The 25,465-nt window shown below is 60.5% G+C and carries 23 protein-coding genes; 15 read left to right on the top strand and 8 right to left on the bottom strand.

Annotation, left to right across the window (positions count from 1 at the left end; genetic code table 11):
- Positions 1-592: 592 nt before the first annotated feature.
- From KP808_RS02430 to pilG, 6 genes are read right to left on the bottom strand one after another with little or no spacing between them, the layout of a single operon-like run.
- Positions 593-1,063 carry a chemotaxis protein CheW gene (locus tag KP808_RS02430; RefSeq protein WP_002551743.1) on the bottom strand — a complete coding sequence of 157 codons (471 nt, stop codon included), beginning with the start codon at positions 1,061-1,063 and terminating at the stop codon, positions 593-595.
- Positions 1,056-7,016, bottom strand: a complete 5,961-nt coding sequence (locus KP808_RS02425; protein WP_230017381.1) for an Hpt domain-containing protein — start codon at positions 7,014-7,016, stop codon at positions 1,056-1,058. Before KP808_RS02425 ends, KP808_RS02430 begins: the two co-directional genes overlap by 8 nt.
- 47 nt (positions 7,017-7,063) lie before the next feature.
- A complete protein-coding gene (locus KP808_RS02420; RefSeq protein WP_044322893.1) occupies positions 7,064-9,106 on the bottom strand; it encodes a methyl-accepting chemotaxis protein in 2,043 nt (680 codons plus the stop codon).
- A gap of 48 nt (positions 9,107-9,154) precedes the next feature.
- Positions 9,155-9,694 carry a chemotaxis protein CheW gene (locus KP808_RS02415; protein WP_002551740.1) on the bottom strand — a complete coding sequence of 180 codons (540 nt, stop codon included), beginning with the start codon at positions 9,692-9,694 and terminating at the stop codon, positions 9,155-9,157.
- Between the two features lie 14 nt (positions 9,695-9,708).
- A complete protein-coding gene (pilH, locus tag KP808_RS02410) occupies positions 9,709-10,074 on the bottom strand; it encodes a twitching motility response regulator PilH (RefSeq protein WP_003316741.1) in 366 nt (121 codons plus the stop codon).
- A 46-nt stretch (positions 10,075-10,120) separates the two neighbouring features.
- Positions 10,121-10,531 (bottom strand): twitching motility response regulator PilG, encoded by a 411-nt coding sequence (pilG, locus tag KP808_RS02405; RefSeq protein WP_002551738.1) that lies wholly within the window; start codon positions 10,529-10,531, stop codon positions 10,121-10,123.
- A 244-nt stretch (positions 10,532-10,775) separates the two neighbouring features.
- Between pilG and gshB the strand changes: the two genes are divergently transcribed.
- The 7 genes from gshB (at position 10,776) to KP808_RS02370 (ending at position 16,779) form a co-directional block, all read left to right on the top strand.
- The gene (gene gshB, locus KP808_RS02400) at positions 10,776-11,735 is read left to right on the top strand and encodes a glutathione synthase (protein ID WP_002551737.1); all 960 of its coding nucleotides are present in this window, start codon (positions 10,776-10,778) and stop codon (positions 11,733-11,735) included.
- A gap of 156 nt (positions 11,736-11,891) precedes the next feature.
- Positions 11,892-12,794, top strand: a complete 903-nt coding sequence (locus KP808_RS02395) for an energy transducer TonB (protein ID WP_058399849.1) — start codon at positions 11,892-11,894, stop codon at positions 12,792-12,794.
- 75 nt (positions 12,795-12,869) lie between these two features.
- A complete protein-coding gene (locus KP808_RS02390) occupies positions 12,870-13,442 on the top strand; it encodes a YqgE/AlgH family protein (RefSeq protein ID WP_002551735.1) in 573 nt (190 codons plus the stop codon).
- Positions 13,442-13,882 (top strand): Holliday junction resolvase RuvX, encoded by a 441-nt coding sequence (gene ruvX / locus KP808_RS02385; RefSeq protein ID WP_002551734.1) that lies wholly within the window; start codon positions 13,442-13,444, stop codon positions 13,880-13,882. Before KP808_RS02390 ends, ruvX begins: the two co-directional genes overlap by 1 nt.
- Before the next feature lie 99 nt (positions 13,883-13,981).
- Positions 13,982-14,494, top strand: coding sequence for a bifunctional pyr operon transcriptional regulator/uracil phosphoribosyltransferase PyrR (gene pyrR, locus KP808_RS02380; protein WP_230017380.1), 513 nt, complete (start codon positions 13,982-13,984; stop codon positions 14,492-14,494).
- A 12-nt stretch (positions 14,495-14,506) separates the two neighbouring features.
- Positions 14,507-15,511, top strand: a complete 1,005-nt coding sequence (locus KP808_RS02375) for an aspartate carbamoyltransferase catalytic subunit (RefSeq protein WP_004666454.1) — start codon at positions 14,507-14,509, stop codon at positions 15,509-15,511.
- Positions 15,508-16,779, top strand: coding sequence for a dihydroorotase (locus KP808_RS02370; protein WP_054077080.1), 1,272 nt, complete (start codon positions 15,508-15,510; stop codon positions 16,777-16,779). Before KP808_RS02375 ends, KP808_RS02370 begins: the two co-directional genes overlap by 4 nt.
- A gap of 226 nt (positions 16,780-17,005) precedes the next feature.
- Here KP808_RS02370 and KP808_RS02365 read toward each other — a convergent pair whose 3' ends face one another.
- Entirely contained in the window at positions 17,006-17,410 is a 405-nt protein-coding gene (locus KP808_RS02365; RefSeq protein ID WP_057459276.1) for an NINE protein, read from the bottom strand.
- Between the two features lie 250 nt (positions 17,411-17,660).
- Between KP808_RS02365 and KP808_RS02360 the strand changes: the two genes are divergently transcribed.
- Complete coding sequence (locus KP808_RS02360; RefSeq protein WP_002551729.1) at positions 17,661-18,338, top strand: C40 family peptidase; 678 nt, start codon at positions 17,661-17,663, stop codon at positions 18,336-18,338.
- A gap of 95 nt (positions 18,339-18,433) precedes the next feature.
- Here KP808_RS02360 and KP808_RS02355 read toward each other — a convergent pair whose 3' ends face one another.
- Entirely contained in the window at positions 18,434-19,468 is a 1,035-nt protein-coding gene (locus tag KP808_RS02355; RefSeq protein ID WP_002551728.1) for a type IV pilus twitching motility protein PilT, read from the bottom strand.
- A gap of 55 nt (positions 19,469-19,523) precedes the next feature.
- On the opposite strand from KP808_RS02355, the gene KP808_RS02350 reads away from it, so the two are divergent.
- From KP808_RS02350 to hemW, 7 genes are all read left to right on the top strand, one after another.
- Complete coding sequence (locus KP808_RS02350; RefSeq protein WP_230017379.1) at positions 19,524-20,210, top strand: YggS family pyridoxal phosphate-dependent enzyme; 687 nt, start codon at positions 19,524-19,526, stop codon at positions 20,208-20,210.
- Between the two features lie 22 nt (positions 20,211-20,232).
- Positions 20,233-21,051 carry a pyrroline-5-carboxylate reductase gene (proC, locus tag KP808_RS02345; RefSeq protein ID WP_058399846.1) on the top strand — a complete coding sequence of 273 codons (819 nt, stop codon included), beginning with the start codon at positions 20,233-20,235 and terminating at the stop codon, positions 21,049-21,051.
- 25 nt (positions 21,052-21,076) lie between these two features.
- A complete protein-coding gene (locus KP808_RS02340; RefSeq protein ID WP_002551725.1) occupies positions 21,077-21,667 on the top strand; it encodes a YggT family protein in 591 nt (196 codons plus the stop codon).
- A 192-nt stretch (positions 21,668-21,859) separates the two neighbouring features.
- Positions 21,860-22,999 (top strand): homoserine O-succinyltransferase MetX, encoded by a 1,140-nt coding sequence (metX, locus tag KP808_RS02335; RefSeq protein WP_003432070.1) that lies wholly within the window; start codon positions 21,860-21,862, stop codon positions 22,997-22,999.
- Positions 23,000-23,006: 7 nt separating this feature from the next.
- Complete coding sequence (metW, locus tag KP808_RS02330; RefSeq protein ID WP_004666458.1) at positions 23,007-23,627, top strand: methionine biosynthesis protein MetW; 621 nt, start codon at positions 23,007-23,009, stop codon at positions 23,625-23,627.
- 33 nt (positions 23,628-23,660) lie between these two features.
- On the top strand, positions 23,661-24,254 hold the full coding sequence (rdgB, locus tag KP808_RS02325; protein ID WP_230017378.1) for an RdgB/HAM1 family non-canonical purine NTP pyrophosphatase: 594 nt from the start codon (positions 23,661-23,663) through the stop codon (positions 24,252-24,254).
- Complete coding sequence (hemW, locus tag KP808_RS02320; protein ID WP_230017377.1) at positions 24,251-25,465, top strand: radical SAM family heme chaperone HemW; 1,215 nt, start codon at positions 24,251-24,253, stop codon at positions 25,463-25,465. The genes rdgB and hemW overlap by 4 nt, the downstream gene beginning before the upstream one ends.

The following is a 25,465-nucleotide window of genomic DNA, read 5'->3' as shown; positions in this document are numbered from 1 at the left end:
GCATGCAGTTCTGGACGCTCCGCGTCCTATCCGGAATGTGCGGCGCGGCACAGATCTGTGACGCGGAGCGTCACGCACGGCATTCCCACGCTGGAGCGTGAGGAACGATAATCCTGTAACTATCGTGCGACGCTCCGCGTCGCATGCCGTTCTGGACGCTCTGCGTCCGATCCTGACTGTGCGGTGCGGCGCAGATTTGTGACGCGGAGCATCACACACGGCATTCCCACGCTGGAGCGTGAGTAACGATAATCCTGTAACTATCGTGCGGCGCTCCGCGTCGCATGCAGTTCTGGACGCTCCGCGTCCTATCCGGAATGTGCGGCGCGGCACAGATCTGTGACGCGGAGCGTCACGCACGGCATTCCCACGCTGGAGCGTGCGGAACGATAACCGGACTATCGTGCGACGCTCCGCGTCGCATGCCGTTCTGGACGCTCTGCGTCCTATCCGGAATGTGCGGCGCGGCACAGATCTGTGACGCGGAGCGTCACGCACGGCATTCCCACGCTGGAGCGTGCGGAACGATAACCGGACTATCGTGCGACGCTCCGCGTCGCATGCCGTTCTGGACGCTCTGCGTCCTCTTTACCTATGACAGCCCTGCATCCACCAGCCACTGCTCCAGCCCTTCCAGGTCGGGGATGCGCGCCACGGTTTCGCCGATCTGCACGGCAGCCAGCTCCAGTTCAGCCAGTGGGACGTCGACGTAGCTCAACTGGCTGTCGACTTTGCACGAGCGCGGAATGCCTTGGGTGAGCAACGCAATGAACCTGACGTCGTTGCGCCCACCCAGTGCGTTGAGCACTACAATCCGGGCCCGGCCACCCACGCGGGTACGGCCTCCGCAGGCGGCTTCGAAACTGAGCAGCGGCAATGTCAGCTCACGCCAGCTGATCGGTCCCAGATACCACTCGGGAGCGCCCGGCTCTGCGCTGCAGTCCTGATAGTCGATCAACTCGGCGACCGCGACGTTGGGCAGCAGCAAATGCCGGTCACTCAACGGCAACAGCAGGCCGGTCAGGCTGGTCAGGCGACTGGTCTGGAACGTACCTTCAGACATGCACCTGACTCCAGTAAGCAATACTCTCCAGCAACACGGTTTCCTGATAAGGCTTGCTCAGGTACTCATTGACGCCCACCGCCATGGCCCGATCGCGGTGCTTCTGGCCCGAGCGGGAAGTGATCATGATGATCGGCAGTTCCTTGAGCTGTTCGTCCTGGCGGATCTGGCTGGCCACTTCAAAGCCGTCCATGCGTGGCATTTCGATATCCAGCAGCATGATGTCAGGCGTGTGCTCCTGCAACAGGGTCATGGCGTCAATCCCGTCCTTGGCGGTCAGCACATGCATGCCGTGGCGCTCAAGCAACCGGCTGGTGACTTTGCGTACCGTCACCGAATCGTCCACCACCATCACCAGCAACGGTCTGGCGTGCTCGGCTTCGTGGTAGACAGGCGCCAACCCTCTGAAAGGCAAGCCCTGCAAGGTACGAATCTGCGCCATCAAGTCGAGAATCAGCACCACACGCCCATCACCGAGAATGGTCGCACCGGAAATGCCCTGCACCCTTGAGAACTGCGCGCCAAGGCTCTTGACCACGATCTCGCGCGAGCCTGCCAGCGCATCGACCTGCACCGCCACCCACTGATCCTGCAAATGCACCAGCAACACCGGCAGCGGCTGCAATTGCCCGGCAAGCCTGGGTGGACTGCTGCCCAGCAACTCGCCCAGATAACGCAGCTCGTAACTACGTCCGCCGTATTGATAGCGCGGCGGGCTGGTCTGGTAGTAGCCGTCCAGCTCATTGGCCATGACGCGCACGATGCCATCAACGGTATTGAGCGGCACGGCATATTGCTCTTCGCCGCAGGTCACCATCAACGCACGGTTGACCGACACCGAAATAGGCAGGCGAATACGGAAGCGCGTGCCCTTGCCAGGCACCGAGTCGATGACCATCGAGCCGCCCAGTTGTTTGACCTCGGCATGCACCACATCCATGCCGACGCCACGTCCGGAAATCTGGGTGATGATCTCGCTGGTGGAAAACCCCGCCTGCAGAATGAACGGCAAAACCTCATGGTCGGACAGATCGGCATCCGGATGGATCAAGCCGCGCTTGATGGCCTTGCGGCGCACGGCTGCCAGGTCGACACCCGAGCCGTCATCGCTCAACTCGATCACCATATCGCCGCCTTCGTACATCAGCTCAAGGCTGATATGGCCCTGCTCCGGCTTACCGGCAGCGATGCGTTTTTCAGTGCTTTCCAGGCCATGATCAACAGCGTTGCGCAGCATGTGTTCCAGCGGCGCGACCATCCTTTCCAACACATTGCGGTCCATTTCACCGTCGGCATTACCGACCTCGAAATGGACCTTCTTGTGCAGCTCCGAGGCAACCTGGCGTACCACGCGACGCAAACGCGGCACCAGGCGCTCGAACGGCACCATGCGCGTACGCATCAGGCCTTCCTGCAATTGGGTGTTGACCCTGGCCTGTTGCGACAGCAGCGTTTCAGCGTCGCGGGCTCGCGCACCTAGGGTTTCCTTGAGGTCCATCAGGTCGGAGGCAGACTCGAAAAGTGCACGCGACAACTGTTGCAACTGCGAATGACGGTCCATTTCCAGCGGGTCGAATTCCTCATAACCCAGCCGCTCGGCCTGAACCTGTTCACGACTGAGAATGCGGCCCTGGGTTTCCATATCCAGGCGACGCAATTGATCGCGCATCCGCTCGATAGTGGTTTCCACTTCCAGCAGCGCGACCTGTGAATCAAGAATCTGCTGTTCGATCCGCCCACGGAAAATGGACGTTTCACCGGCCAGGTTGACCAGGTCTTCCAGTTGCTCGGCGGGCACCTTGACCATTTCCGGCCCACTGCGCTCAACCTCGCCGTCAGCAGCAGGCGCGACGGCCACCACCGATTCAGGACCGGTTTCAAAAGCTTGCGCAACCACCGGCTCGCCCACCGGTTGATCGCTGGCCAGTCTGCGGATGCTTTCAATCAGCAGCGAGGCATCAGGCAGCGGCTTTTCGTTACGCACTGCGTCGAGCATGTCAGCCAGCACATCGTGACCACTTTGCAACAGGCTGATCATCAATGGCGCAGGTTGCAGGTTGCCGGCAGAAAGCCCTTCGTAAAGCGTTTCCAGCTCGTGGGCGAGGTCGCCTATCGGGGCGATTTCGACCATCCGCGCACCGCCCTTGAGGGTGTGCAGGTCGCGCAACAGGTTTTCGACTTCCAGCAGGTTGTGCGGATCGGCCTGCCAGCGGGCCAGCGCAGCGCCCGAGCTTTCGATGATATCGAAACCCTCCTCAAGGAAGACCTCACGCAGCTCGGTGTCATGTTCGGGAAGATCTTCGCTGGCCGCTGGCGGTGCCTGCACATCAGACCCTGAGCTCTCGAGCGTACGACAACGGCCCAGCGCTTCGATCAAGGCCGAGGGGTCACTGAGCGCTTCCTGCCGATACAACTGCTCCAGCAGAATCGCCAGATGGTCGTGACTCTCATGCAGCAGTTCGGCCAGCGCTGGCGAATGGTTGAAGCGCCGGTCAATCAAGCCTTCGTAGAGGTTTTCCAGTTCGTGGGCAAGGTCGCCCACCTCGGCCACCTCGGCCATCCGCGCGCCGCCCTTGAGGGTGTGCAGGTCGCGCTGCAGTGAGGCCAGCGGCGCGGAGTTTTCCGGATCAGCCAGCCAGCGCTGTAAGGCCTGACCGGCGCTGTCGAGGATATCGACGGCCTCTTCCAGAAATATCTCGACGATCTCGTCGTCCGGGCCGGCAGTTTCAGTGTGCTCGGCCTCACTGGCCAATTGCTCGGTGGCCGCGTTGAGTTCGGTAACGCTCAGGGTCCGGTGGCCGTCGCTCTTGACCAGACCGGTCGCTGAAGGGTCCAGCGCCTGATCCAGCAACTGGTTCAAGGCACGCACGCATTCGGGACGCGGTTCGACATCCTGACCGGCAGCCACCTGATCAAGCATATTGATCAACGCTTCGTGGGCGCTCTCTGCCGCATCGAAAAAGCGTTCGCTGACCGCCAGGCTGCTTTCCTCGACCGCGCCGTAAAGGTCGAGCAAGGCTTCGCAGAGTTCATCGACCTGCGGCAGATCGGCCAGATGCGCGCCATGCCCCAGCGTGGTCAGTTCATCGAGCAACGCGCTCAGTTCCTGACGTTCGCCGGGGTGCTGACGCCAGCGCCGCAACAGGTTTTCCGCGTCCAGCACGATATCCATGCCTTCGGCCAGAAAGCCGGCAAGCAGCGTGGGATTACGCTTGATCCGCAGGCCACTGTCCGACTCGCGCAACACCACGGTGAGGCGCTCGTTGAGCAGCGCCAGAGCCGCTTCGATCAGCTGCGCAGCACCCGCAATGGCTGCCAGCGGGGTTGTGTCGAGTTGCTTGAGCCCGCTGTGCAACAACGGTTCTGCGCTGCGCAGCAGGGCGAGTTCGGGCGCGCCGATGTCGATAAGGTTGGCTTTGTATTCACGCACCAACTGGTCGAGCGGGCTGGCCAGCTCGGCAATCGGCAACACGCCGGCCATGTGCGCGCTACCTTTGAGCGTGTGCAGTGCACGCAGCACAGCGTCGCTGATCGAAGGCGATGCCGATTGTTCCGCATTGTCGAGGAAACGACCCAGGGTATTCAGATGCCCGAGCGCTTCCTGACGGAAAATTTCCAGCAATTGTGGATCAAGCGCTTCGCCTGGCACTGGGTCAGGGGCTGCAGGCAGTACCGGCAACTCAAGCCCATTGGCCAGCGCATGGGCACGGGCCGCCAGCAGGTCGACATCGTTACGCTGGCGCTGCGCATCCTCGGCGAAATCGCGAATCACCGACGGCAGCAGCGTCAGCACTTCGCTCATCAATTGCTGAACTTCAAGGCCAGGCAGAACATCGCCTTCCAGCACCCGGTTGAGCAGGTTCTCCACCGACCAGGCCAGTTCACTGAGGATCAGCGCACGCACCATCCGGCCGCTGCCCTTGAGGGTATGAAACGCCCGGCGCACTTCGGTCAGTGCGGTGCTGTCCCATTGGCCGCCGCTGCCCAGTGAGGCAAACCAGCGTGGCAGATACTCGCGCAGTGCATCGAGGACCTCGTCTGCCTCTTCCAGAAAGACTTCGCGCAACTCGTCGTCCACTGCCTCTTCATCTGCCGAGGGCGGCAACAGGCTGGTGGGTACGTTGCGGGCAGGCGGATTGACTGCCGACACTGGGCTGGCAAGGACCTGAGCAATGGTTTGCGCAGGGCTGACCAGCGCCTTGCGATCATCCAGTTCCAGCAACTCATCCTGGGTGATGATTTCTTCCAGCAACGGCACTTCAAGGGTGTCGGCAGCGGGCGTATAGCCCAGCCGCGCCAAGCTTTGCTGGGCCATGTCGAGGACCTGATCACCCGGTGCTTCATGGTCTTCGAGCATGCGTTCCAGGTAATACTCGATGCCGGTGATGGTGTCGGCCAGGCAATCGAGCTGAACCCAGCCGGGACGGGTTTCGTCCACCAGCAGGTGTTCCTGAATGTATTCGTTGCAGGCGGCCAGCAGGCTGGCAGCACGGGCCAGCGGGATCATCGCCAGCGCACCCCGTACCTGCACGATCAGCGCGCAAAGCGGGTCGAGCCGCTGGCGATCCCACTCGCCGTCGATGTAATCGAGGATCACGTCCTTGGCCTGCTGCAACACCGTGCGGGCTTCACGAATCACCAGTTGATGAATCTGCGTCAGGTCAGTGGTCGGCAGGCGGCTTTCTTCGCGACTGGCCTGTTCGTTGCTCCCGGCCATGCCCGCGAGGGTAGATTCGACGTAGAGCAAGGCGCCCGCGACATCCATCAGCGCGCCGTCGCTGGGCTCGCGCTGCCCCTGCGCCAGCCCCAGAACGACAGAAAGCTGATCGATGATCACCTTGCGCGGCTGACCGAAGCCAAGCACCGCCAGGGTATCGGCGATCTGCCGCAACGGCGGCAGCAGCGCGTTGAGCTCACTGACATGCTGGCGGTCACCGCGTACGAACACATCGAGCCGTTCCTTGACCCGGACCAGCCCTTCGCACAAGGCTACGATTACCGAGCGCATGGCGTCGCGGTCCGGCCCGGCCATACGTGCGCGCTCTTCGTTGACCACATCGTTGCCGGGCAAGGCATCGGCCAGCGCGTACTGGTCTTTGAGGTCGAGCATCTTCGGTGCCAGGCTGTCGGACTTGGCGATGTAGAACAGCAGGCTTTTCAGCAGCTCTTCGGGGGCCGGCTGATTGATGCCGGTCACGCCCTGCTCGGCCAGCCGCTTGAGTTCCTTGTCGGCATCCTTCAGCAGGCTGCGCAGGGCCGGGCTGTTGGTGAAGTTACCGTTGAGCATGGTTTCGACCAGCGCCGAGGCGATTCGCCAGAGCGGCCCGAGCGGCGCGTCCTCACATAACTGCTCCAGCCGGGCAAACACCTTGGCCATGTAACCGAGCTGGGTCTGAACACCCTGCTCGCGCATCAGGCCCGCCAGCGCCGCCTGCAAGGTCTGACGCAGCTTGCGCAGCAGGTTGGGCAATTCCGGGGTATTGCGCCGCGCCAGTTCCTGGTCATCGAGCGCAGGAACGACGACCAGTTGCGGGGCGAACAAGCTGGTTTCCGAGAGCAGACTTTCGCCCCGCGCACTGCGCAGGTCATTGAGCAGCGGCAACACCACCAGCGGCAGGTCGCGGCGCGCGGAGTGGATACGCTCCAGATAAACCGGCAACTGACTCATGGCCTGAATCAGCAGTTGCTCGGACTCCACCGGATGGCTGACACGGTTCTGCTGGACCGCCAGCGCCAGTTGCTCGATTTCCTCGGCCAGCAACGCCGCGCCGTAAAACTCGATCATCTGCAGACTGCCGTGAACCTGATGCACCAGGTTCAGACACTCGGCCATCGCCGCGCTGTTGGCCGGGTCTTCTATGAAGGCATCCAGCTCGTTGCGGGCCTGGCGCAGCGTTTCGGCGATTTCGCCCTTAAGCCATTCAAGGGCCACGTAATCGTGACGATCAGCCATGACGAGTACCGCCTGTTACCCAATCAAGGTTGTTCATTGGTTGTACATCATCCGGCTTTCTTCGATGACGGCAGGGCAAAACCCGATACCGAACGACGCATTTCGCTGGCCATTTTTGCCAGATTGCCGATGCTTTCGGCCGTGGCCGAGGTGCCCGAGGTGGTCTGCGAGGTGGTCTGCTGAATGACGGTCATGATCTGTGAAATCTGTCCGGCCGACTCGGCCTGCTGGTGAGCCGCATCGGTGATGCTTTCGATCAGTTCGGCCAGCACTCGGGAAACCCCTTCGATTTCACCCAGCGCTACCCCGGCGTCCTGCGCCAGTCGTGCGCCGCGTACCACTTCGCTGGTGGTCTGCTCCATGGAGATGACCGCCTCGTTGGTGTCGTTCTGAATGGCCCGCACCAGCGTTTCGATCTGCTTGGTGGCAGACGACGAGCGCTCGGCCAGCCGCTGTACTTCGTCAGCCACCACGGCAAAGCCACGTCCTGCGTCACCGGCCATCGAAGCCTGAATGGCCGCGTTGAGGGCCAGAATATTGGTCTGATCGGCAATGTCGTCGATCAGGCTGACAATATCGCCGATTTCCTGAGAAGACTCACCCAAGCGCTTAATACGCTTGGACGTGTCCTGAATCTGTTCGCGAATGTTATCCATGCCGTGAATAGTGTTGTGCACGACCTCATTGCCCTTGTTGGCAATCGCTACAGAGCGCTCTGCCACCGCCGAGGACTCCGATGCATTGGTCGACACCTGATCGATGGACGCTGCCATGTCGTTGATTGCCGTCGAAGCCGCGCTGATCTGCAGCGCCTGATGCTCGGAGGCGGCAGACAACTGCATGGCCGTGGCCTGAGTTTCGGTAACGGCAGCAGCAACCTGTTCGGCCGTCAGGTTGATGGTCACCACCAGCTCGCGCAACTGGTCGATGGAATAATTGATGGAATCGGCAATCGCGCCGGTGAAATCTTCGGTCACCGAGGCCGTCACCGTCAGATCACCGTCAGCGAGGTTCTCGATCTCGTCCAGCAAACGCATGATCGCCGTCTGGTTACGCTCGCTCTTCTGTGCGGTTTCGCGCAACTGGCGGTTGGTCTCGCGGACCATGACCAGACCGATAAGGATGATCGACATCAGCGCCAGCAAGCCCAGTACATAGCCACCGATGGTATTCACAGTACGGCGCTTGGCCATGTTTTCCAGGCTGTTGGTGAGTACCGAGGTTTCATCCAGCAGGGTCTGTGAGGTGTTGAAAATGTTTCCGGACGCCTCACGCACCTGATACAGCTCGGGCGAGGTTTCAAGAATCTCGTCTACCGAGCCGGACACAAACTCGAACAGCTCGGCAATTTCCGCCAAACGTGCACGGGCATCGCGGTCTTCAACCTGGGAGATTCGCAGCGTGGCGTTGCCCTCCAGCATGCCGTTGAGCACACGACCAAACTGGCTGGCGTCGCGGCCAAACGCATCGGCTGCCTGCACCGCTGTTTCGTCACCGGCCAGCACGGTATTGACCGAGCCGAGGATTCGTTCTGCGAGCAGCGCCTGACGTTGCGCAACCACCACCTGCGCAGCCGGCGCACGGCTTTGCAGAAGGCTTTCCACGACTTTTTCGTATTCGGCCTGCAATTGCGGGATGGTTTCGGCCAGTGTCGCAGCCACCTGATGCAGAGACAAAACCGTCTGTTCGCTGGCCAGAATCACATCGGTACTTTTGCGCAGCCCTTCCCAGTCGCGCTGAACGGTGCGCAATTCGTCGCGTATCAGATCAGGCGCCGCAGGCAGCCCGGTGGCCGGGTCGCCTTTTCTCAGGTAGCCCCAGCGCAGGTCGAAATCGTTGCGCGCATCGGCCAGCAGCTTGAACGCCTGGGTTTTACCGGCGGCCGCTTCGGTGGCGTTTTTCGCGATGCGCTGGGATAACACTCGTAGCTCACCAGCATGCCCGATGTACTGTTTGTCGTAGTTCGATTGAGTGTTGAGATAGGCGAAGTTGGCGAACAGCAACATGATGAAAACGATAAGCGCGACAAACAGCAGAATAATCTGCGTCCGGCTGCGCGCGCCTTCCCTTGATCTGCCTGTATTACTCATTAATCAGGCCCCCGCCTGGATCAATTGTGAAACAAAACAAACCAGAGCCTAAGATGCCAGGTCCATGAAATCTGCAGACTGTACCAGCGCCCACGGACTGAATATCTGCCACGCCTGCTCGCGAATGAACTGCCCACGCAAGAACGGCGCGATACCTTGATCGATGTCTTGTGATGTCTGGGGTATGAGGCTCAACTGACTGAAACGTTGCATGCCGAACACCTCATCGACCAGCAGACCAGCGAACACGTCGTTGTGCTCGACAACCAGCACCCGGCGCTGTTTGCGCGCGGGGGTCAGTTCATGACCGAAAAACCCGCATAAATCCATGAGCGGCAACAGCCGGCCGCGCAGATTGGCGATACCCGCCACCCAGAACTTCACGCCCGGCATCACCGCATGATGAGGCTCGTGAAGGATTTCGGCGATTTCGCCGATAGGCGCTACGAAACGCTGCTCACCCATCCGGAAACCGATGCCGACCCAATCCTGCTGATGAGCTTCCTGCAGCGGCAGGCCCGCCGCCAGCGAACGACAGCGTCGATCCATATCAAGAAGCAGTTCAAAGGCGGTACGTGGCTCGGCCATGGCGATTCCGGCAATCAGCCGGCCAGCACCGCATTCAGGGTTTTCATCAGGGTTTCTTCATCCACCGGTTTGGTCAGGTAATCCCGCGCGCCCTGGCGTTTGCCCCAGACCTTGTCAGTCTCCTGATCCTTGGTGGTGATCATGATCACCGGGATCATGCTGGTGTCGGCATCCTTGGTCAGCTGACGCGTGGCCTGAAAGCCGTTGAGCCCGGGCATAACGATGTCCATCAGCACTGCATCGGGTTTTTCCTGACGGGCCAAGGCCACGCCATCAGCGCCATTTTCGGCCTTGAGCACTTCATGACCGTGCTTTTCCAGCATGCCGGTGAGTTTGTACATTTCAGTCGGCGAGTCATCGACGATCAATATTCGAGCCATGGGTGTTCCCCGTCAGGTTACGAGCGTGCCACATCGGGCGCGGGCGTCATGATATGTGTTGTTCTGCTGCAACGAAGCCCGGCACATGAGCCTTGATCGCGCTGAGCAGTTCTTCCTTGCTGAAAGGCTTTGTCAAAAACTGATCGGAACCGACAATCCGCCCCTTGGCCTTGTCGAACAGTCCGTCCTTGGAGGACAGCATGATGACTGGCGTGGACTTGAATGCGCGGTTGTTCTTGATCAGCGCGCACGTCTGATAACCATCCAGACGCGGCATCATGATATCTACGAATATGATTCGTGGGTGGTTATCGGCAATCTTGGCCAGCGCGTCGAAACCGTCTATCGCAGTGATGACTTCACAACCTGCGTTTTTAAGCAGCGTTTCGGCGGTGCGGCGAATGGTCTTCGAGTCATCGATGACCATGACTTTCAAGGCGGAGGCGTGTTGTTCCATAGCTGCTCTTCCATCGCCGCAGCGAATTTTTGCGCATTCTGCGAGGCACTGGGAGCCTGACGGTATCGCTTCATTGATCCACAAGGATCGAAAACCGGATGCCGAGCCTTTTTAGCATACTCTCCAGACTCAATCCATAAAGCGCACCGTGGCGGGCCTGCCCCTTGACCGGGAGCAAACGGAACGCCACCCTGATGCCAATTTTACGGTCGTTACGACCCTTACCGATCAGAGGATATTGCCCATGAGCGTTCGCCTAGGGATTGTCATGGACCCCATTGAGCGCATTTCCTATAAAAAGGACAGCTCGCTGGCCATGCTCCTTGCCGCACAGGAACGCGGCTGGTCGCTGTTCTATATGGAACAGAAAGACCTGTATCAGGACGCTGGCCAGGCCCGCGCGCGCATGAAGCCGCTCAAGGTGTTTGCCGACCCGGCCAAATGGTTCGAGTTCGAAGCAGAAGTGGACGCAGGTCTCGATGACCTGGACGTGATCCTGATGCGCAAGGACCCGCCGTTCGACATGGAATTCGTCTACGCCACCTACCTGCTGGAGCAGGCCGAGCGCGCAGGCGTGCTGGTCGTCAACAAGCCGCAGAGCCTGCGTGACTGCAACGAGAAGCTGTTCGCCACGCTGTTCCCCCAATGCACGCCGCCGACCCTGGTCAGCCGCCGCGCCGACATCATTCGCGAATTTGCCGAAAAACATGGCGATGTCATCCTCAAGCCGCTGGACGGCATGGGCGGCGCGTCGATCTTCCGCCATCGGGCGGGCGATCCGAACCTGTCAGTAATCCTCGAAACCCTGACCGCTCACGGCACGCAGCAAATCATGGCGCAGGGCTACCTGCCCGCCATCAAGGACGGCGACAAGCGCATACTGATGGTCGATGGCGAACCGGTCCCGTATTGCCTGGCGCGCATCCCTGCCGCCGGTGAAACACGTGGCAACCTGGCCGCAGGCGGGCGTGGCGAAGCCCGTCCGCTAAGCGACAAGGACCGCTGGATCGCCGAACAGATCGGCCCGACCCTGCGCGAAAAAGGCCTGTTGTTCGTCGGCCTCGACGTGATCGGTGAGCACCTGACCGAAATCAACGTCACCAGCCCGACCTGCATCCGCGAAATCGACAATGCCTTCGGCACCAACATCGGCGGCCTGTTGATGGATGCAATCGACAAGAAGCTGCAGGCGCGCAAGGGCTGATCAACGGTTGACGCCGCTGGCCACGGATCAAACCGTGCGCCACGGCGTCCCTTCGTCCGATCCGCAACAGAGCTTCGCCGTACATTGCGTTATCATGCGCCACCTGTAACACGACACGGATTTTGACATGCAGGCTGACGAGATGCTGAACCGCCAATGACATCCATGGCCAGAAACGACCTCCCCCTCGAGCTCGCCAATGTGGGTGTGCGTCCTGCCGATCGCCTGGGCTTTACCATGATGATCGCGGCGCTGATCCACCTCGCGGTGATCCTTGGCGTGGGTTTCACCTATGTAAAGCCGGAGCAGATCTCGCAGACCCTGGAAATCACCCTCGCCACGTTCAAAAGCGAAGAAAAGCCTAAACAGGCGGATTTTCTGGCACAGGACGATCAACAGGGCAGCGGCACTCTGGACAAGGCCGAAACGCTCAAGACCACCGAGCTGGCGCCGTATCAGGACACCAAGGTCAACAAGGTCACCCCGCCTCCGGCCAGCAAGCCGGTGGTCAAGCAGGAAGCGCCCAAGACCGCGGTCGCGACCACTGCGCCCAGCCAGCAGAAAACCGTGGCCAAACGCGATGAGGTCAAGCCCGAGCCAACCACCAAGGCCGCACCGACCTTTGACAGCGCGGAGCTGAGCAACGAAATTGCCAGCCTGGAAGCCGAACTGTCGACCGAGCAGCAGCTTTACGCCAAGCGCCCGAAGATCCACCGCCTCAATGCGGCCTCGACCATGCGCGACAAAGGTGCCTGGTACAAGGACGACTGGCGCAAGAAGGTCGAGCGGGTCGGAAACCTGAACTATCCTGAGGAAGCACGACGCAAGCAGATCTATGGCAATTTGCGACTTCTTGTGTCAATAAATCGGGACGGCTCGCTGTATGAAGTGCTGGTGCTTGAATCATCAGGGCAACCTTTGCTGGATCAGGCTGCACAACGAATCGTGCGTCTGGCAGCACCTTTTGCGCCGTTCACCGGCGATCTGGCAGACATCGACCGGCTGGAGATCATCCGCACCTGGAAATTTGCACGCGGCGACAAGCTGTCAAGCAATTGAATTTTTTGCCAACTGACACCCGACACGTACAAGTGTCAGTTGTCAGGCACGCAAGGCAACGCCAAACTAGGACTCATGAAAAAAGTCTCCCCGAGTTATCTAAAGCACCAGTTCCTGATCGCCATGCCCCACATGCACGACGAGAACTTTGCTCAGACCTTGACCTACGTTGTCGAGCACAACGCCAATGGCGCAATGGGGCTGGTGATCAACCGCCCGCAAAGCCTGACCCTGGCAGATGTACTCGAGCAACTGCGACCGGAGCTTCCTGCGCCCAAACGCTGCCAGGAAATCGCCATACATTCGGGCGGCCCGGTGCAAACCGATCGCGGCTTTGTCCTGCATCCCAGTGGCCAGACGTTTCAGGCCACAGTCAATCTTCCCGGCGGGATTTCGCTGTCGACCTCGCAGGACGTGCTGTTTTCAATCGCCGATGGCTACGGGCCTGATCAAAATGTGATCACCCTCGGCTACGCGGGGTGGGACGCCGGCCAACTGGATGCGGAAATGGCTGACAACGCCTGGCTGACCTGCTCGTTTGACCCGGCCATCCTGTTCGATGTCGACAGCGAGCAACGCCTGGATGCGGCAGCCAGACGCCTGGGCATCAATCTCAACCTCATATCGACCCAGGCAGGACACGCTTGATGGCCGCTTTACGGCTGCTGCTGGGGATTGATTACGGCACCAAACAGATCGGCGTTGCGGTCGGTCAGGCCATTACCGGTCAGGCACGTGAACTCTGTACGCTCAAGGCGCAGAATGGCGTGCCGGACTGGGACAAGGTTCAGGCACTGATCAACGAATGGAAACCTGACGCCATCGTGGTCGGCCTGCCGTTGAACATGGACGGCACGCCCAGCGACATGAGCGCGCGCGCGGAAAAGTTTTCGCGCAAGCTCAACGGCCGCTTTGGTGTAACCGTCTACACCCATGATGAACGCCTGACCACCTTCGAAGCCAAGGGCGAGCGCATGGCTCGCGGCGGCCAGAAAGGCAGCTACCGCGATAATCCGGTGGATGCCATTGCTGCTGCGCTTCTTCTGCAAGGCTGGCTGGACGAGCACCCCGAGCTGTTGAATGTGTGACTTTTTCTGCCTTTATCGCTTCGAGATACCCGGATTCCACGTTATCGCTTGAGCATTGCGCCACGGACCGACGCTGCCCGAGCCTCTGAAGGAGCAACCATGAGCCTGCCCGATCCCGCCGAATTGATTCGTCAGATGGCCACTGACCTGAACGCTCACCTGAGCAAGCGCGGCATCAGCGATCCTCGTTTCATTGGTATCCGCACGGGCGGTGTATGGGTTGCCCAGGCGCTGCTCAAGGCACAGAACAACCCCGCTCCGCTCGGCACCCTGGACGTTTCGTTTTATCGCGATGACTTCAGCCAGAACGGCCTGCACCCTCAAGTGCGACCTTCGGACCTGCCGTTCGAAATAGAAGGGCAGCATCTGGTGCTGATCGACGACGTGCTGATGAGTGGTCGTACCGTCCGCGCCGCCCTCAATGAACTGTTCGACTACGGCCGCCCGGCCAGCGTTACGCTGGTCTGCCTGCTGGACCTGGACGCCGGTGAACTGCCGATCCGCCCGAATGTGGTTGGCGCGACTCTGTCGCTGGCACCCGATGAACGCATCAAGCTGTCCGGCCCCGAGCCGCTGGCGCTCGAGCTTCAAGACCTCTCCACCGCCCTTTAAGAGTCCATTGCGATGACGCCTCTCGACGCCAAGCGCCCGCTGCAGCTCAACCACCAGGGCCAGCTGCGCCATTTTCTGTCTCTGGACGGCTTGCCCCGCGAGCTGCTTACCGAAATTCTCGACACCGCCGACTCGTTCCTTGAAGTCGGCGCACGGGCGGTGAAGAAGGTCCCGCTGTTGCGCGGCAAGACGGTGTGCAACGTGTTCTTCGAGAACTCCACCCGTACCCGTACCACCTTTGAACTGGCCGCGCAGCGACTGTCTGCCGACGTGATCACGCTGAACGTCTCGACCTCGTCTACCAGCAAGGGCGAAACGCTGTTCGATACCTTGCGCAACCTTGAGGCGATGGCCGCCGACATGTTCGTCGTGCGTCACGCAGACTCGGGTGCTGCGCACTTCATCGCCGAACACGTATGCCCGGACGTCGCGATCATCAACGGCGGCGATGGCCGTCACGCACACCCGACCCAGGGCATGCTCGACATGCTGACGATTCGTCGGCACAAGGGCGGCTTTGAAAACCTGTCGGTGGCTATCGTTGGCGACATCCTGCATTCACGGGTAGCACGCTCCAACATGCTCGCGCTCCAGGCGCTCGGCTGCCCGGACATCCGCGTGATAGGGCCGAAAACCCTGCTGCCGGTCGGCGTCGAACAATATGGGGTGAAGGTCTACACCGACCTCAACGAAGGCTTGAAGGACGTGGACGTGGTGATCATGCTGCGCCTGCAACGCGAACGCATGACCGGTGGGCTGCTGCCCAGCGAAGGCGAGTTCTACCGCCTGTTCGGCCTGACCACAGCGCGCCTTGCGGCCGCGAAGCCGGATGCGATTGTCATGCACCCCGGCCCGATCAACCGCGGCGTGGAGATCGAATCGGCAGTGGCCGACGGCGCGCATTCGGTGATTCTCAATCAAGTGACCTACGGCATCGCAATCCGCATGGCAGTGCTGTCCATGGCCATGAGCGGGCAAAACGCACAACGCCAATTCGAACAGGAGAACGCCCAGTGAAGCTCAGCATCCTCGGCGCTCGCGTCATCGACCCGGTCAGCGGGATGGATCAGGTTACCGACCTGCATGTTGAAGCAGGCAAGCTCACCGCTATCGGTGCCGCTCCGGAGGGTTTCGAGCCCACCCAGACCATCGATGCTGCAGGACTGGTCGCAGCACCCGGTCTGGTCGACCTCAACGTGTCCCTGCGCGAGCCGGGCTACAGCCGCAAAGGCAGCATCGCCAGCGAAACCCGCGCGGCGGTGGCAGGCGGCGTGACCAGCCTGTGCTGCCCGCCGCAGACCAAACCGGTGCTCGACACCTCGGCGGTGGCCGAACTGATTCTGGACCGCGCCCGTGAAGCCGGTTTCAGCAAGGTGTTTCCTGTCGGCGCACTGAGCAAGGGCCTGGAAGGCGAACAACTGGCAGAGCTGATCGCCCTGCGCGACGCAGGCTGCGTGGCGTTCGGCAACGGTCTGAGCAGCTTCAGCAACACCCGTACGCTGTGCCGGGCGCTGGAATATGCGGCCACCTTCGACCTGACGGTGATTTTCAATTCGCAGGATCGTGATCTGGCCGAAGGCGGTCTGGCGCACGATGGCGCGACGGCGGCGTTTCTGGGTCTGGCGGGCATCCCCGAGACGGCCGAGACAGTGGCGCTGGCTCGCGACCTGTTGCTGGTCGAGCAAAGCGGTGTGCGCGCGCACTTCAGCCAGTTGACCAGTGCGCGTGGTGCGGCGCTGATTGCCCAGGCCCAGGCACGCGGTCTGCCGGTGACGGCGGATGTAGCGTTGTATCAGTTGATTCTGACTGACGAGGCGCTGATCGACTTCTCCAGCCTCTATCACGTCCAGCCGCCGCTGCGCACTCGCGCCGACCGCGATGGTCTGCGTGAAGCAGTGAAGAGCGGTGTCATTCAGGCGATTTCAAGCCATCACCAGCCGCATGAGCGTGACGCCAAGCTGGCACCGTTTGGCGCTACGGAACCGGGCATCAGCAGCGTGGAGTTGCTGTTGCCGCTGGCCATGACGTTAGTGGATGACGGCCTGCTCGACCTGCCGACCCTGATCGCTCGCCTGAGCAGCGGCCCGGCCGCCGCCTTGCGCCTGCCGGCCGGCAAGCTAAGTGCCGGTGCGCCAGCGGATATCGTGCTGTTCGACCCTGCCGCCTCGACGGTTGCAGGCGAGACCTGGCTGTCAAAAGGCGAAAACTGCCCCTTCATCGGCCACTGCCTGCCCGGCTCGATACGCTACACGCTGGTGGATGGACGGATCAGTTACAGCCGTTGAGCTTAAAGCCTCAGACTCTCGTTACCACGCTCCGCGTGGTAATGCCCTGCTGGACGCTCTGCGTTCGATCACGAGTCTGTGGTGCCGCGCAGATTTGTGACGCGGAGCGTCACGAAGGGCATTCCCACGCTGGAGCGTGAGGAACGAGAGGTGTCTGGACTGGAGCGTGAGCAACGATAGGTGACCGGGCCGGACCACCCTCTGCGTCAGCCCCTCGCCCCAAGCCTTACCCGCGTCGGGCGTTCTTCATCGAGATCTGGTCATTCAGGGTCCAGAAGTCATACAGAATCCCCAAGAGAAACAACCCGCCCGTGCACAGGTAGATAATGCCGGTGATCCACTTGCCCTGATACATGCGGTGTACGCCAAACAGGCCCAGGAAGGTCAGCAGGATCCACGCCAGGCTGTAATCGGTGGAACCCGAGGTAAAGCGCAGGTCGGCTTCGCGGTCCATCGACGGGATCAGAAACAGGTCGATCAGCCAGCCAATACCAAACAGACCGAAGGTGAAGAACCAGATGGTCCCGGTCACCGGCTTGCCGTAGTAAAAGCGATGCGCCCCCAGGAACCCGAAAATCCACATCAGGTAGCCCATGACCTTGCTGTGCGTGTCCGAACGATAGGCGTTCATTTTTACCCTCTTTGCGCTGATAGAAAAAAATACATAACAAATTTGTGACTTGGTTTCCCTCTTCCGACGTATGGCACATGAGGCGGGTTTATGCCGCCAAGCCCTTGTCGTCAAAGGGATTAGCAAGAAAAAAGAAAGAGTCTGTCGCATAAAACGCAACGATACCAGTGTGATGCGCTCGACAAATGGGGTCAGATTTTCCGAAAAAGCTGTTATAAAGTTGCGCGCTGACCACTACGAGCCCTGCCGAATGCGTCCTTTTTTCAAGACATGGCTAACCATTTGCCTTTTTATGCCACTGGCCGCCCACGCCACCAATCGTGAGCAACAACTTCCTGCGAGCTTCACGGGCTACACCGCCAAAAGTCACTCTTCACCGGCACTCGCGACTCGCAATGCACCACAGGAAGCCACACCAGTATCCGTTCACCCCAAAAATGCCCGCGCTTCCAAGCCGGTTTCACGCAAGAACGCCAGCAAGGCCACCTTGCAGGCGTCGGCTGCTGTCCCTGCCAAGCAGGGCAATGCCGTCGTGAAACGCGCCTTGCAGGCTGTCGGTACGCCTTACCGCTGGGGCGGCACCACACCCGGCAAGGGTCTGGACTGCAGCGGGCTGGTCAAATATGCCTACACGGATGTGCGTGAGGTCGACCTGCCACGCACCTCCAATGCCATGGCCCAGGGTCATGGACAGACGGTGGATCGCAAGGATCTGAAACCGGGTGACTTGCTGTTCTTCAACATCAAGAGCCGCAACATCAACCACGTCGCCATTTACCTGGGTGACAACAAGTTCGTGCATGCGCCGCGTCGTGGCAAGGCCGTAACTGTCGATACGCTGAACAAGCCGTACTGGAACAGTCACTACAAGATCGCCAAGCGCGTTCTGCCAAAACAGCCCGGCCAGATGCGCGTGGTTCAGCGCTGATCCTGGCGTGAATCTGCGGTCCGCAAGCCGCATCTGAAAAAAGGGGTCTTGAACGCGTTCAAGACCCCTTTTTCGTTCCTGCAGCCTCCCTGTGATCAGAAGTTATCTGGCACCTTGGCCCGCTCACGAGCGCTTTCGCGGGTGATCAGGCCTTTCTTCACCAGATCAGCCAGGCACATATCCAGCGTCTGCATACCCAACGAACCGCCGGTCTGGATCGACGAATACATCTGCGCCACCTTGTCCTCGCGAATCAGGTTACGGATCGCGGGCGTGCCCATCATGATTTCATGCGCGGCCACCCGTCCGCCGCCGACCTTCTTGAGCAGCGCCTGTGAAACCACTGCGTGCAGCGATTCGGAGAGCATCGAGCGAATCATCGACTTTTCCTGAGCCGGGAACACGTCCACAATCCGGTCAATGGTCTTGGCCGCCGACGTGGTGTGCAGCGTGCCGAACACCAGGTGGCCGGTTTCAGCGGCGGTCAGCGCCAGGCGAATGGTCTCCAGGTCGCGCATCTCGCCGACCAGAATCACATCCGGGTCTTCGCGCAGGGCCGAGCGCAGCGCTTCCGAGAAGCCCAGCGTGTCGCGATGAACTTCGCGCTGGTTGACCAGGCACTTCTTCGATTCGTGGACGAATTCGATCGGGTCCTCGATGGTCAGGATGTGGTGATGCTTGTTGCAATTGAGGTAGTCGATCATCGCCGCCAGCGTCGTCGACTTGCCTGAGCCGGTCGGTCCGGTGACCAGAATCAGGCCGCGCGCCACATCCGTAATCTTCCGAAACACACTGCCCATCCCCAAGTCTTCCATGCTCAGGATTTTCGAAGGGATGGTCCGGAAGACCGCGCCAGCACCGCGATTCTGGTTGAATGCATTGACCCGAAAACGCGCAACGCCCGGCACTTCAAAGGAAAAGTCGGTTTCCAGACGCTCCTCGAAATCCTGCCGTTGCTTGTCGTTCATGATGTCGTAGATCAGCGCCTTGACCTCCTTGGCGTCCAGCGGGGGCAGGTTGATACGCCGCACATCGCCGTCGACGCGGATCATCGGTGGCAGACCTGCAGAGAGGTGCAAGTCCGACGCGCCCTGTTTGGCACTGAAGGCCAGCAGCTCGGTAATATCCATACAGCTCCTCAATCACATAGAATGCCGCAGACTTTAGCCCTGCTGGCGCAAATCAATGTCCACGATAGCAGCGAACATTTCAACGCTCGAACAACGAATTCGCGACGCAGCCCTCGCCGCCAACCGCGAACCGGCGTCCGTCGGCCTGCTGGCGGTGAGCAAAACCAAGCCCGCCGGCGACTTGCGTGAAGCTTACACCGCAGGCTTGCGCAACTTTGGCGAAAATTATTTACAGGAAGCACTGGGCAAACAACTCGAACTGAGCGACCTGCCCTTGTGCTGGCACTTCATCGGCCCCATTCAATCGAACAAGACGCGCGCTATCGCCGAGAACTTCGCCTGGGTACATTCCGTGGACCGCTTGAAAATCGCCCAACGCCTGTCCGAGCAACGCCCCGAGGCGCTTGAGCCACTGAACATCTGCATTCAGGTAAACGTCAGTGGCGAAGCCAGCAAGTCGGGCTGCACGCCTCAGGACCTGCCGGAGCTGGCCGCCGCCATCATCGCCCTGCCGCGACTGAAGCTGCGCGGCCTCATGGCGATCCCCGAGCCTATAGACGACCCTGCGGCTCAGCATGCCTCGTTCGCCGCTGTACGCACGTTGCAGGAGCAATTGAACCTGGCGCTCGACACACTTTCCATGGGCATGAGCCACGACCTGGAAGCCGCCATTGCACAAGGCGCAACCTGGGTGCGTATCGGCACAGCTCTCTTTGGCGCCCGCGACTATGGCCAGCCATAACCTTCCCCACAAGGACCCCTTCATGAGCAAGACTCGTATTGCCTTCGTCGGTGCCGGAAACATGGCTTCCAGCCTGATCGGCGGCCTGCGCGCCCAAGGCGTGGACGCGGCACTGATCTGTGCCAGCGCGCCGGGTGCCGAAACCCGCGAACGCATCGCCAACGATCATGGCATCCAGGTATTTGCCGACAACGCCGAGGCGATCAAGGGCGCAGATGTCGTGGTGCTGGCGGTCAAGCCGCAGATGATGAAAAACGTCTGCCAGGCGTTGAAGTCCAGCCTTGAAGCCAATCAGCTGATTGTGTCGGTTGCGGCCGGCATTACCTGCGCTAGCCTGACTCAATGGCTTGGCGATCAGCCGGTGGTGCGCTGCATGCCCAATACCCCGTCGCTGCTGCGTCAGGGGGCCAGCGGGCTGTATGCCACCGACAAGGTCACTGCCGAACAACGCGGGCAGGCCGAGCAACTGCTGTCTGCCGTCGGCGTAGCGGTCTGGGTCGAGCAGGAAAAACACATGGACGCTGTAACGGCGGTGTCTGGCAGTGGCCCTGCGTACTTCTTTTTGATGATGGAGGCGATGACCGCGGCAGGTGTAAAACTGGGCCTGCCGGAAGACATCGCGAAAAAGCTGACTCTGCAAACCGCACTGGGCTCAGCGCTGATCGCGACCGGCAGTGATGTGGGTGCGGGCGAGCTGCGTCGTCGTGTCGCCTCGCCGGGCGGGACCACCGAGGCGGCCATCAAGGCATTTCAGGCAGGCGGCTTCGAAGCACTGGTGGAAACGGCACTGACTGCCGCAGATCATCGTGCAGCCGAGCTGGCTGAGCAACTGGGCAAATAATTTTCGGGTTTTCTGGAGCAGATCGATGATCGGATTGAACACCGCTGCAATTTACGTCCTGCAAACGCTTGGCAGTCTTTACCTGCTGATCGTGCTGTTGCGCTTTGTGCTGCAACTGGTGCGGGCCAATTTCTACAACCCGCTGTGCCAGTTCATCGTGCGCGCCACCCAGCCGCTGCTCAAACCGCTGCGGCGCATCATCCCCAGCCTGGGCGGGCTGGACATGTCTTCGCTGGTACTGGCGATCATCGTGCAGATGGTGCTGATGGCCCTGACCCTGCTGCTGATGTTCGGCACCACGGGCGATCCGCTGCACCTGCTGCTCTGGTCGATCATCGGCGTAACCGCACTGTTCCTGAAGATATTCTTCTTTGCCCTGATCATCAGCGTGATTCTGTCGTGGGTAGCCCCGGGTAGCAGCAACCCTGGCGCAGAACTGGTCAACCAGATCTGTGAGCCCGCACTGGCACCGTTCCGCAAGATCGTCCCGAACCTGGGCGGGCTGGATATCTCGCCGATCCTCGCATTCCTAGTGCTCAAGCTGCTGGACATGCTGGTCATCAACAACCTCGCCGCCATGAGCAACATGCCGGATGTGCTGCGGTTGCTGATGTAAGCAATCTTGTTCCACGCTGGAGCGTGAGGAACGATCACCTCAACTATCGTGCGACGCTCCGCGTCGCATGCCGTTCTGGACGCTCTGCGTCCTGTCCCGAGGTGCAGCTGATTTGCTCCCGGCAACATCCCTTATTGCCGCTGCACCCCGCGGTCTTTAGACTTACGCCTCATTTATGCGAGAGCAGGGTCGATGCCCACGGTATTCCCTCACGATTCTGTCGGACTGGTCACACCACAGACGGCGCATTTCAGCGAGCCTCTGGCGCTGGCATGCGGTCGTTCGTTGCCAGCCTATGACCTGATTTACGAAACCTACGGTCAGCTCAACGCCGCACGCAGCAATGCCGTGCTGATCTGTCATGCGCTGTCCGGGCATCACCATGCCGCAGGCTTCCACAGCGCCGATGACCGCAAACCGGGCTGGTGGGACAGCTGTATCGGTCCCGGCAAGCCTATCGACACCAACAAGTTCTTCGTCGTCAGCCTTAACAATCTGGGCGGCTGCAATGGCTCGACCGGCCCGAGCAGTATCGACCCGGACACCGGCAAGCCGTTCGGTGCCAATTTCCCGGTGGTGACCGTAGAAGACTGGGTCAACAGCCAGGCCCGGCTGGCGGATCTGCTGGGTATCGACACCTGGGCTGCAGTCATTGGCGGCAGTCTGGGTGGCATGCAGGCGCTGCAATGGACCATCAGCTACCCGGATCGCGTGCGCCATTGCCTAGCAATCGCCTCGGCCCCCAAGCTGTCGGCACAGAACATCGCGTTCAACGAGGTGGCACGTCAGGCCATTCTCACCGACCCTGAATTCCACGGTGGCTCGTTCCAGGAGCGCGGTGTGATCCCCAAACGCGGCCTGATGCTCGCGCGGATGGTCGGGCACATCACCTACCTGTCGGATGACTCGATGGGCGAGAAATTCGGCCGTGGTCTGAAGAGCGAAAAACTCAACTACGACTTCCACAGCGTCGAGTTTCAGGTCGAGAGCTACCTGCGTTATCAGGGTGAAGAGTTTTCCGGGCGTTTCGACGCCAATACCTACCTGTTGATGACCAAAGCGCTGGACTACTTCGACCCTGCCGCCAACTTCAACGACGATCTGGCCAAGACCTTCGCCAATGCCACCGCCAAATTCTGCGTGATGTCGTTTACTACCGACTGGCGCTTCTCGCCGGCCCGCTCGCGAGAACTGGTTGACGCACTGATGGCCGCGCGCAAGGACGTCTGCTATCTGGAAATCGACGCACCTCAAGGCCACGACGCCTTTCTGATCCCGATTCCGCGCTACTTGCAGGCTTTCGGTAATTACATGAACCGAATTTCGTTGTGAGGACGTCATGAGAGCCGATCTGGAAATCATCCAGGAGTGGATTCCCGCAGGCAGCCGCGTGCTCGACCTGGGTTGTGGCGACGGCGAATTGCTGACCTGGCTGCGTGACCACAAGCAGGTCACCGGTTACGGGCTGGAAAACGACGCGGCCAACATTGCCGAGTGTGTCGCCAAGGGCATCAACGTCATCGAGCAGGACCTCGACAAGGGGCTGGGCAACTTTGCCAGCAACAGCTTCGACGTCGTGGTCATGACCCAGGCTCTGCAAGCGGTGCATTACCCGGACCGAATCCTCGACGAGATGCTGCGCGTCGGGCGTCAGTGCATCATCACCTTTCCGAACTTCGGTCACTGGCGCTGCCGCTGGTACCTGGCGAGCAAGGGTCGCATGCCGGTGTCCGAATTCCTGCCGTATACCTGGTACAACACGCCGAACATCCACTTCTGCACCTTCGGCGACTTCGAAGAACTGTGTCGTGAACGCGATGCAAAGGTGCTCGACAGGCTGGCCGTCGATCAACAGCATCGCCACGGCTGGGCCAGCAAACTCTGGCCCAACCTGCTGGGTGAAATCGGCATCTACCGGGTCACCAGCCCAGGGCTGACAGACCACAAGATTGCCGTTTAACCGACCGTTTTCAAGCACCACGACAGGCCAACCATGAACCTCACACAACTCGTACTGGCCAGCCACAATGGCGGCAAACTCAAGGAACTCCAGGCCATGCTCGGCGGCAGCGTAACGCTGCGTTCGGTCAGCGAGTTCAGCCTGGTGGAGCCGGAAGAAACCGGCCTGTCCTTCGTCGAGAATGCGATCCTCAAGGCGCGCAATGCCTCGCGCCTGTCCGGGCTGCCGGCGCTGGCCGACGACTCGGGGTTGGCGGTGGACTTTCTCGGCGGTGCGCCGGGTATCTATTCCGCTCGCTACGCCGATGGCCAAGGCGATGCCGCCAACAACGCCAAGCTGCTGGAGGCGCTCAAAGACGTGCCGGACGGCCAGCGTGGTGCACAGTTCGTCTGCGTATTGGCGCTGGTACGCCACGCCGACGATCCATTGCCGATCCTCTGTGAAGGGCTGTGGCACGGGCGCATCCTGCACGCCGCCAGCGGTGAACACGGCTTCGGCTATGACCCGCTGTTCTGGGTGCCGGAGCGCAACTGCTCGAGTGCCGAACTGGGCCCGACCGAGAAGAACCAGCTCAGCCATCGCGCTCGCGCCATGGTCCTGTTGCGGCAACGCCTGGGTCTGCAATGACCCACGATTCGCCTGCGCAGCCGCTGTTTCTCGGCGAGAGCGGTTTCTCGTCAGAAAGCCCACGCCCTGCGCTGCCGCACCTGCCACCGCTGTCGCTGTACATCCATATTCCGTGGTGCGTGCGCAAATGCCCGTACTGCGACTTCAACTCGCACACCGCAAGCCCCGTATTGCCGGAACAGGAATACGTCGACGCCCTGCTCGCCGACCTGGATCTTGACCTGCCGCACGTCTATGGCCGCGAACTGCAATCGATCTTCTTTGGCGGCGGTACGCCAAGCCTGTTCAGCGCAGACGCACTGGGCCGCCTGCTCAAGGGCGTGGAACAACGCATCCGCTTTGCCAGCGACATCGAAATTACCCTGGAAGCCAACCCCGGCACCTTCGAACAGGTCAAATTCAGCGCCTATCGCGGTCTGGGCATCAATCGACTGTCGATCGGCATTCAGAGCTTTCAGGAGTCCAAACTCAAGGCGCTGGGCCGCATCCACAATGGCGACGAAGCAATTCGTGCCGCCGATATGGCGCGTCAGGCCGGTTTCGACAACTTCAACCTGGACCTGATGCACGGCCTGCCGGATCAGTCCCAGGACGAAGCGCTGGCTGATCTGCGCCAGGCCATTGCCCTCGCGCCGACCCACCTGTCCTGGTATCAACTGACCCTGGAACCCAACACGGTGTTCTGGAATCAGCCACCGGTGCTGCCCGAAGACGACATTCTTTGGGACATTCAGGAAACCGGACAGCAGTTGCTGGCCACTCATGGTTACGCGCAGTACGAAGTGTCGGCTTATGCGCAGCCCGGAAAACCGGCCAGGCATAACCTCAACTATTGGGCGTTCGGAGATTTCATCGGTATCGGCGCAGGCGCACATGGCAAGTTGAGCCATCCGGACGGACGCATCATGCGTACCTGGAAGACCCGTCTGCCCAAGGATTACCTGAACCCGGACAAGCCTTTTCAGGCCGGGGCAAAGCTGTTGCCACTCGATGAATTGCCGTTTGAATTCTTGATGAATGCATTGCGACTGACAAATGGTGTGGACGCTGCGTTATTTCGTGAAAGAACCGGTCTAAGCCTCGATTCGCTGACCGAGGCGCGTCGACAGGCTGAACAAAAGGGGTTGCTGCACCAGGACCCGACACGCCTGATCGCCACGCCACAAGGCCAGTTGTTCCTCAATGACCTGCTGCAATACTTTCTGATCTAA

The organism is Pseudomonas savastanoi (assembly GCF_020917325.1).
GTDB lineage: Bacteria > Pseudomonadota > Gammaproteobacteria > Pseudomonadales > Pseudomonadaceae > Aquipseudomonas > Aquipseudomonas amygdali.
Note: the sequence above shows the minus strand (reverse complement) of the source record. Positions and strands in the feature narration are given on the sequence as shown.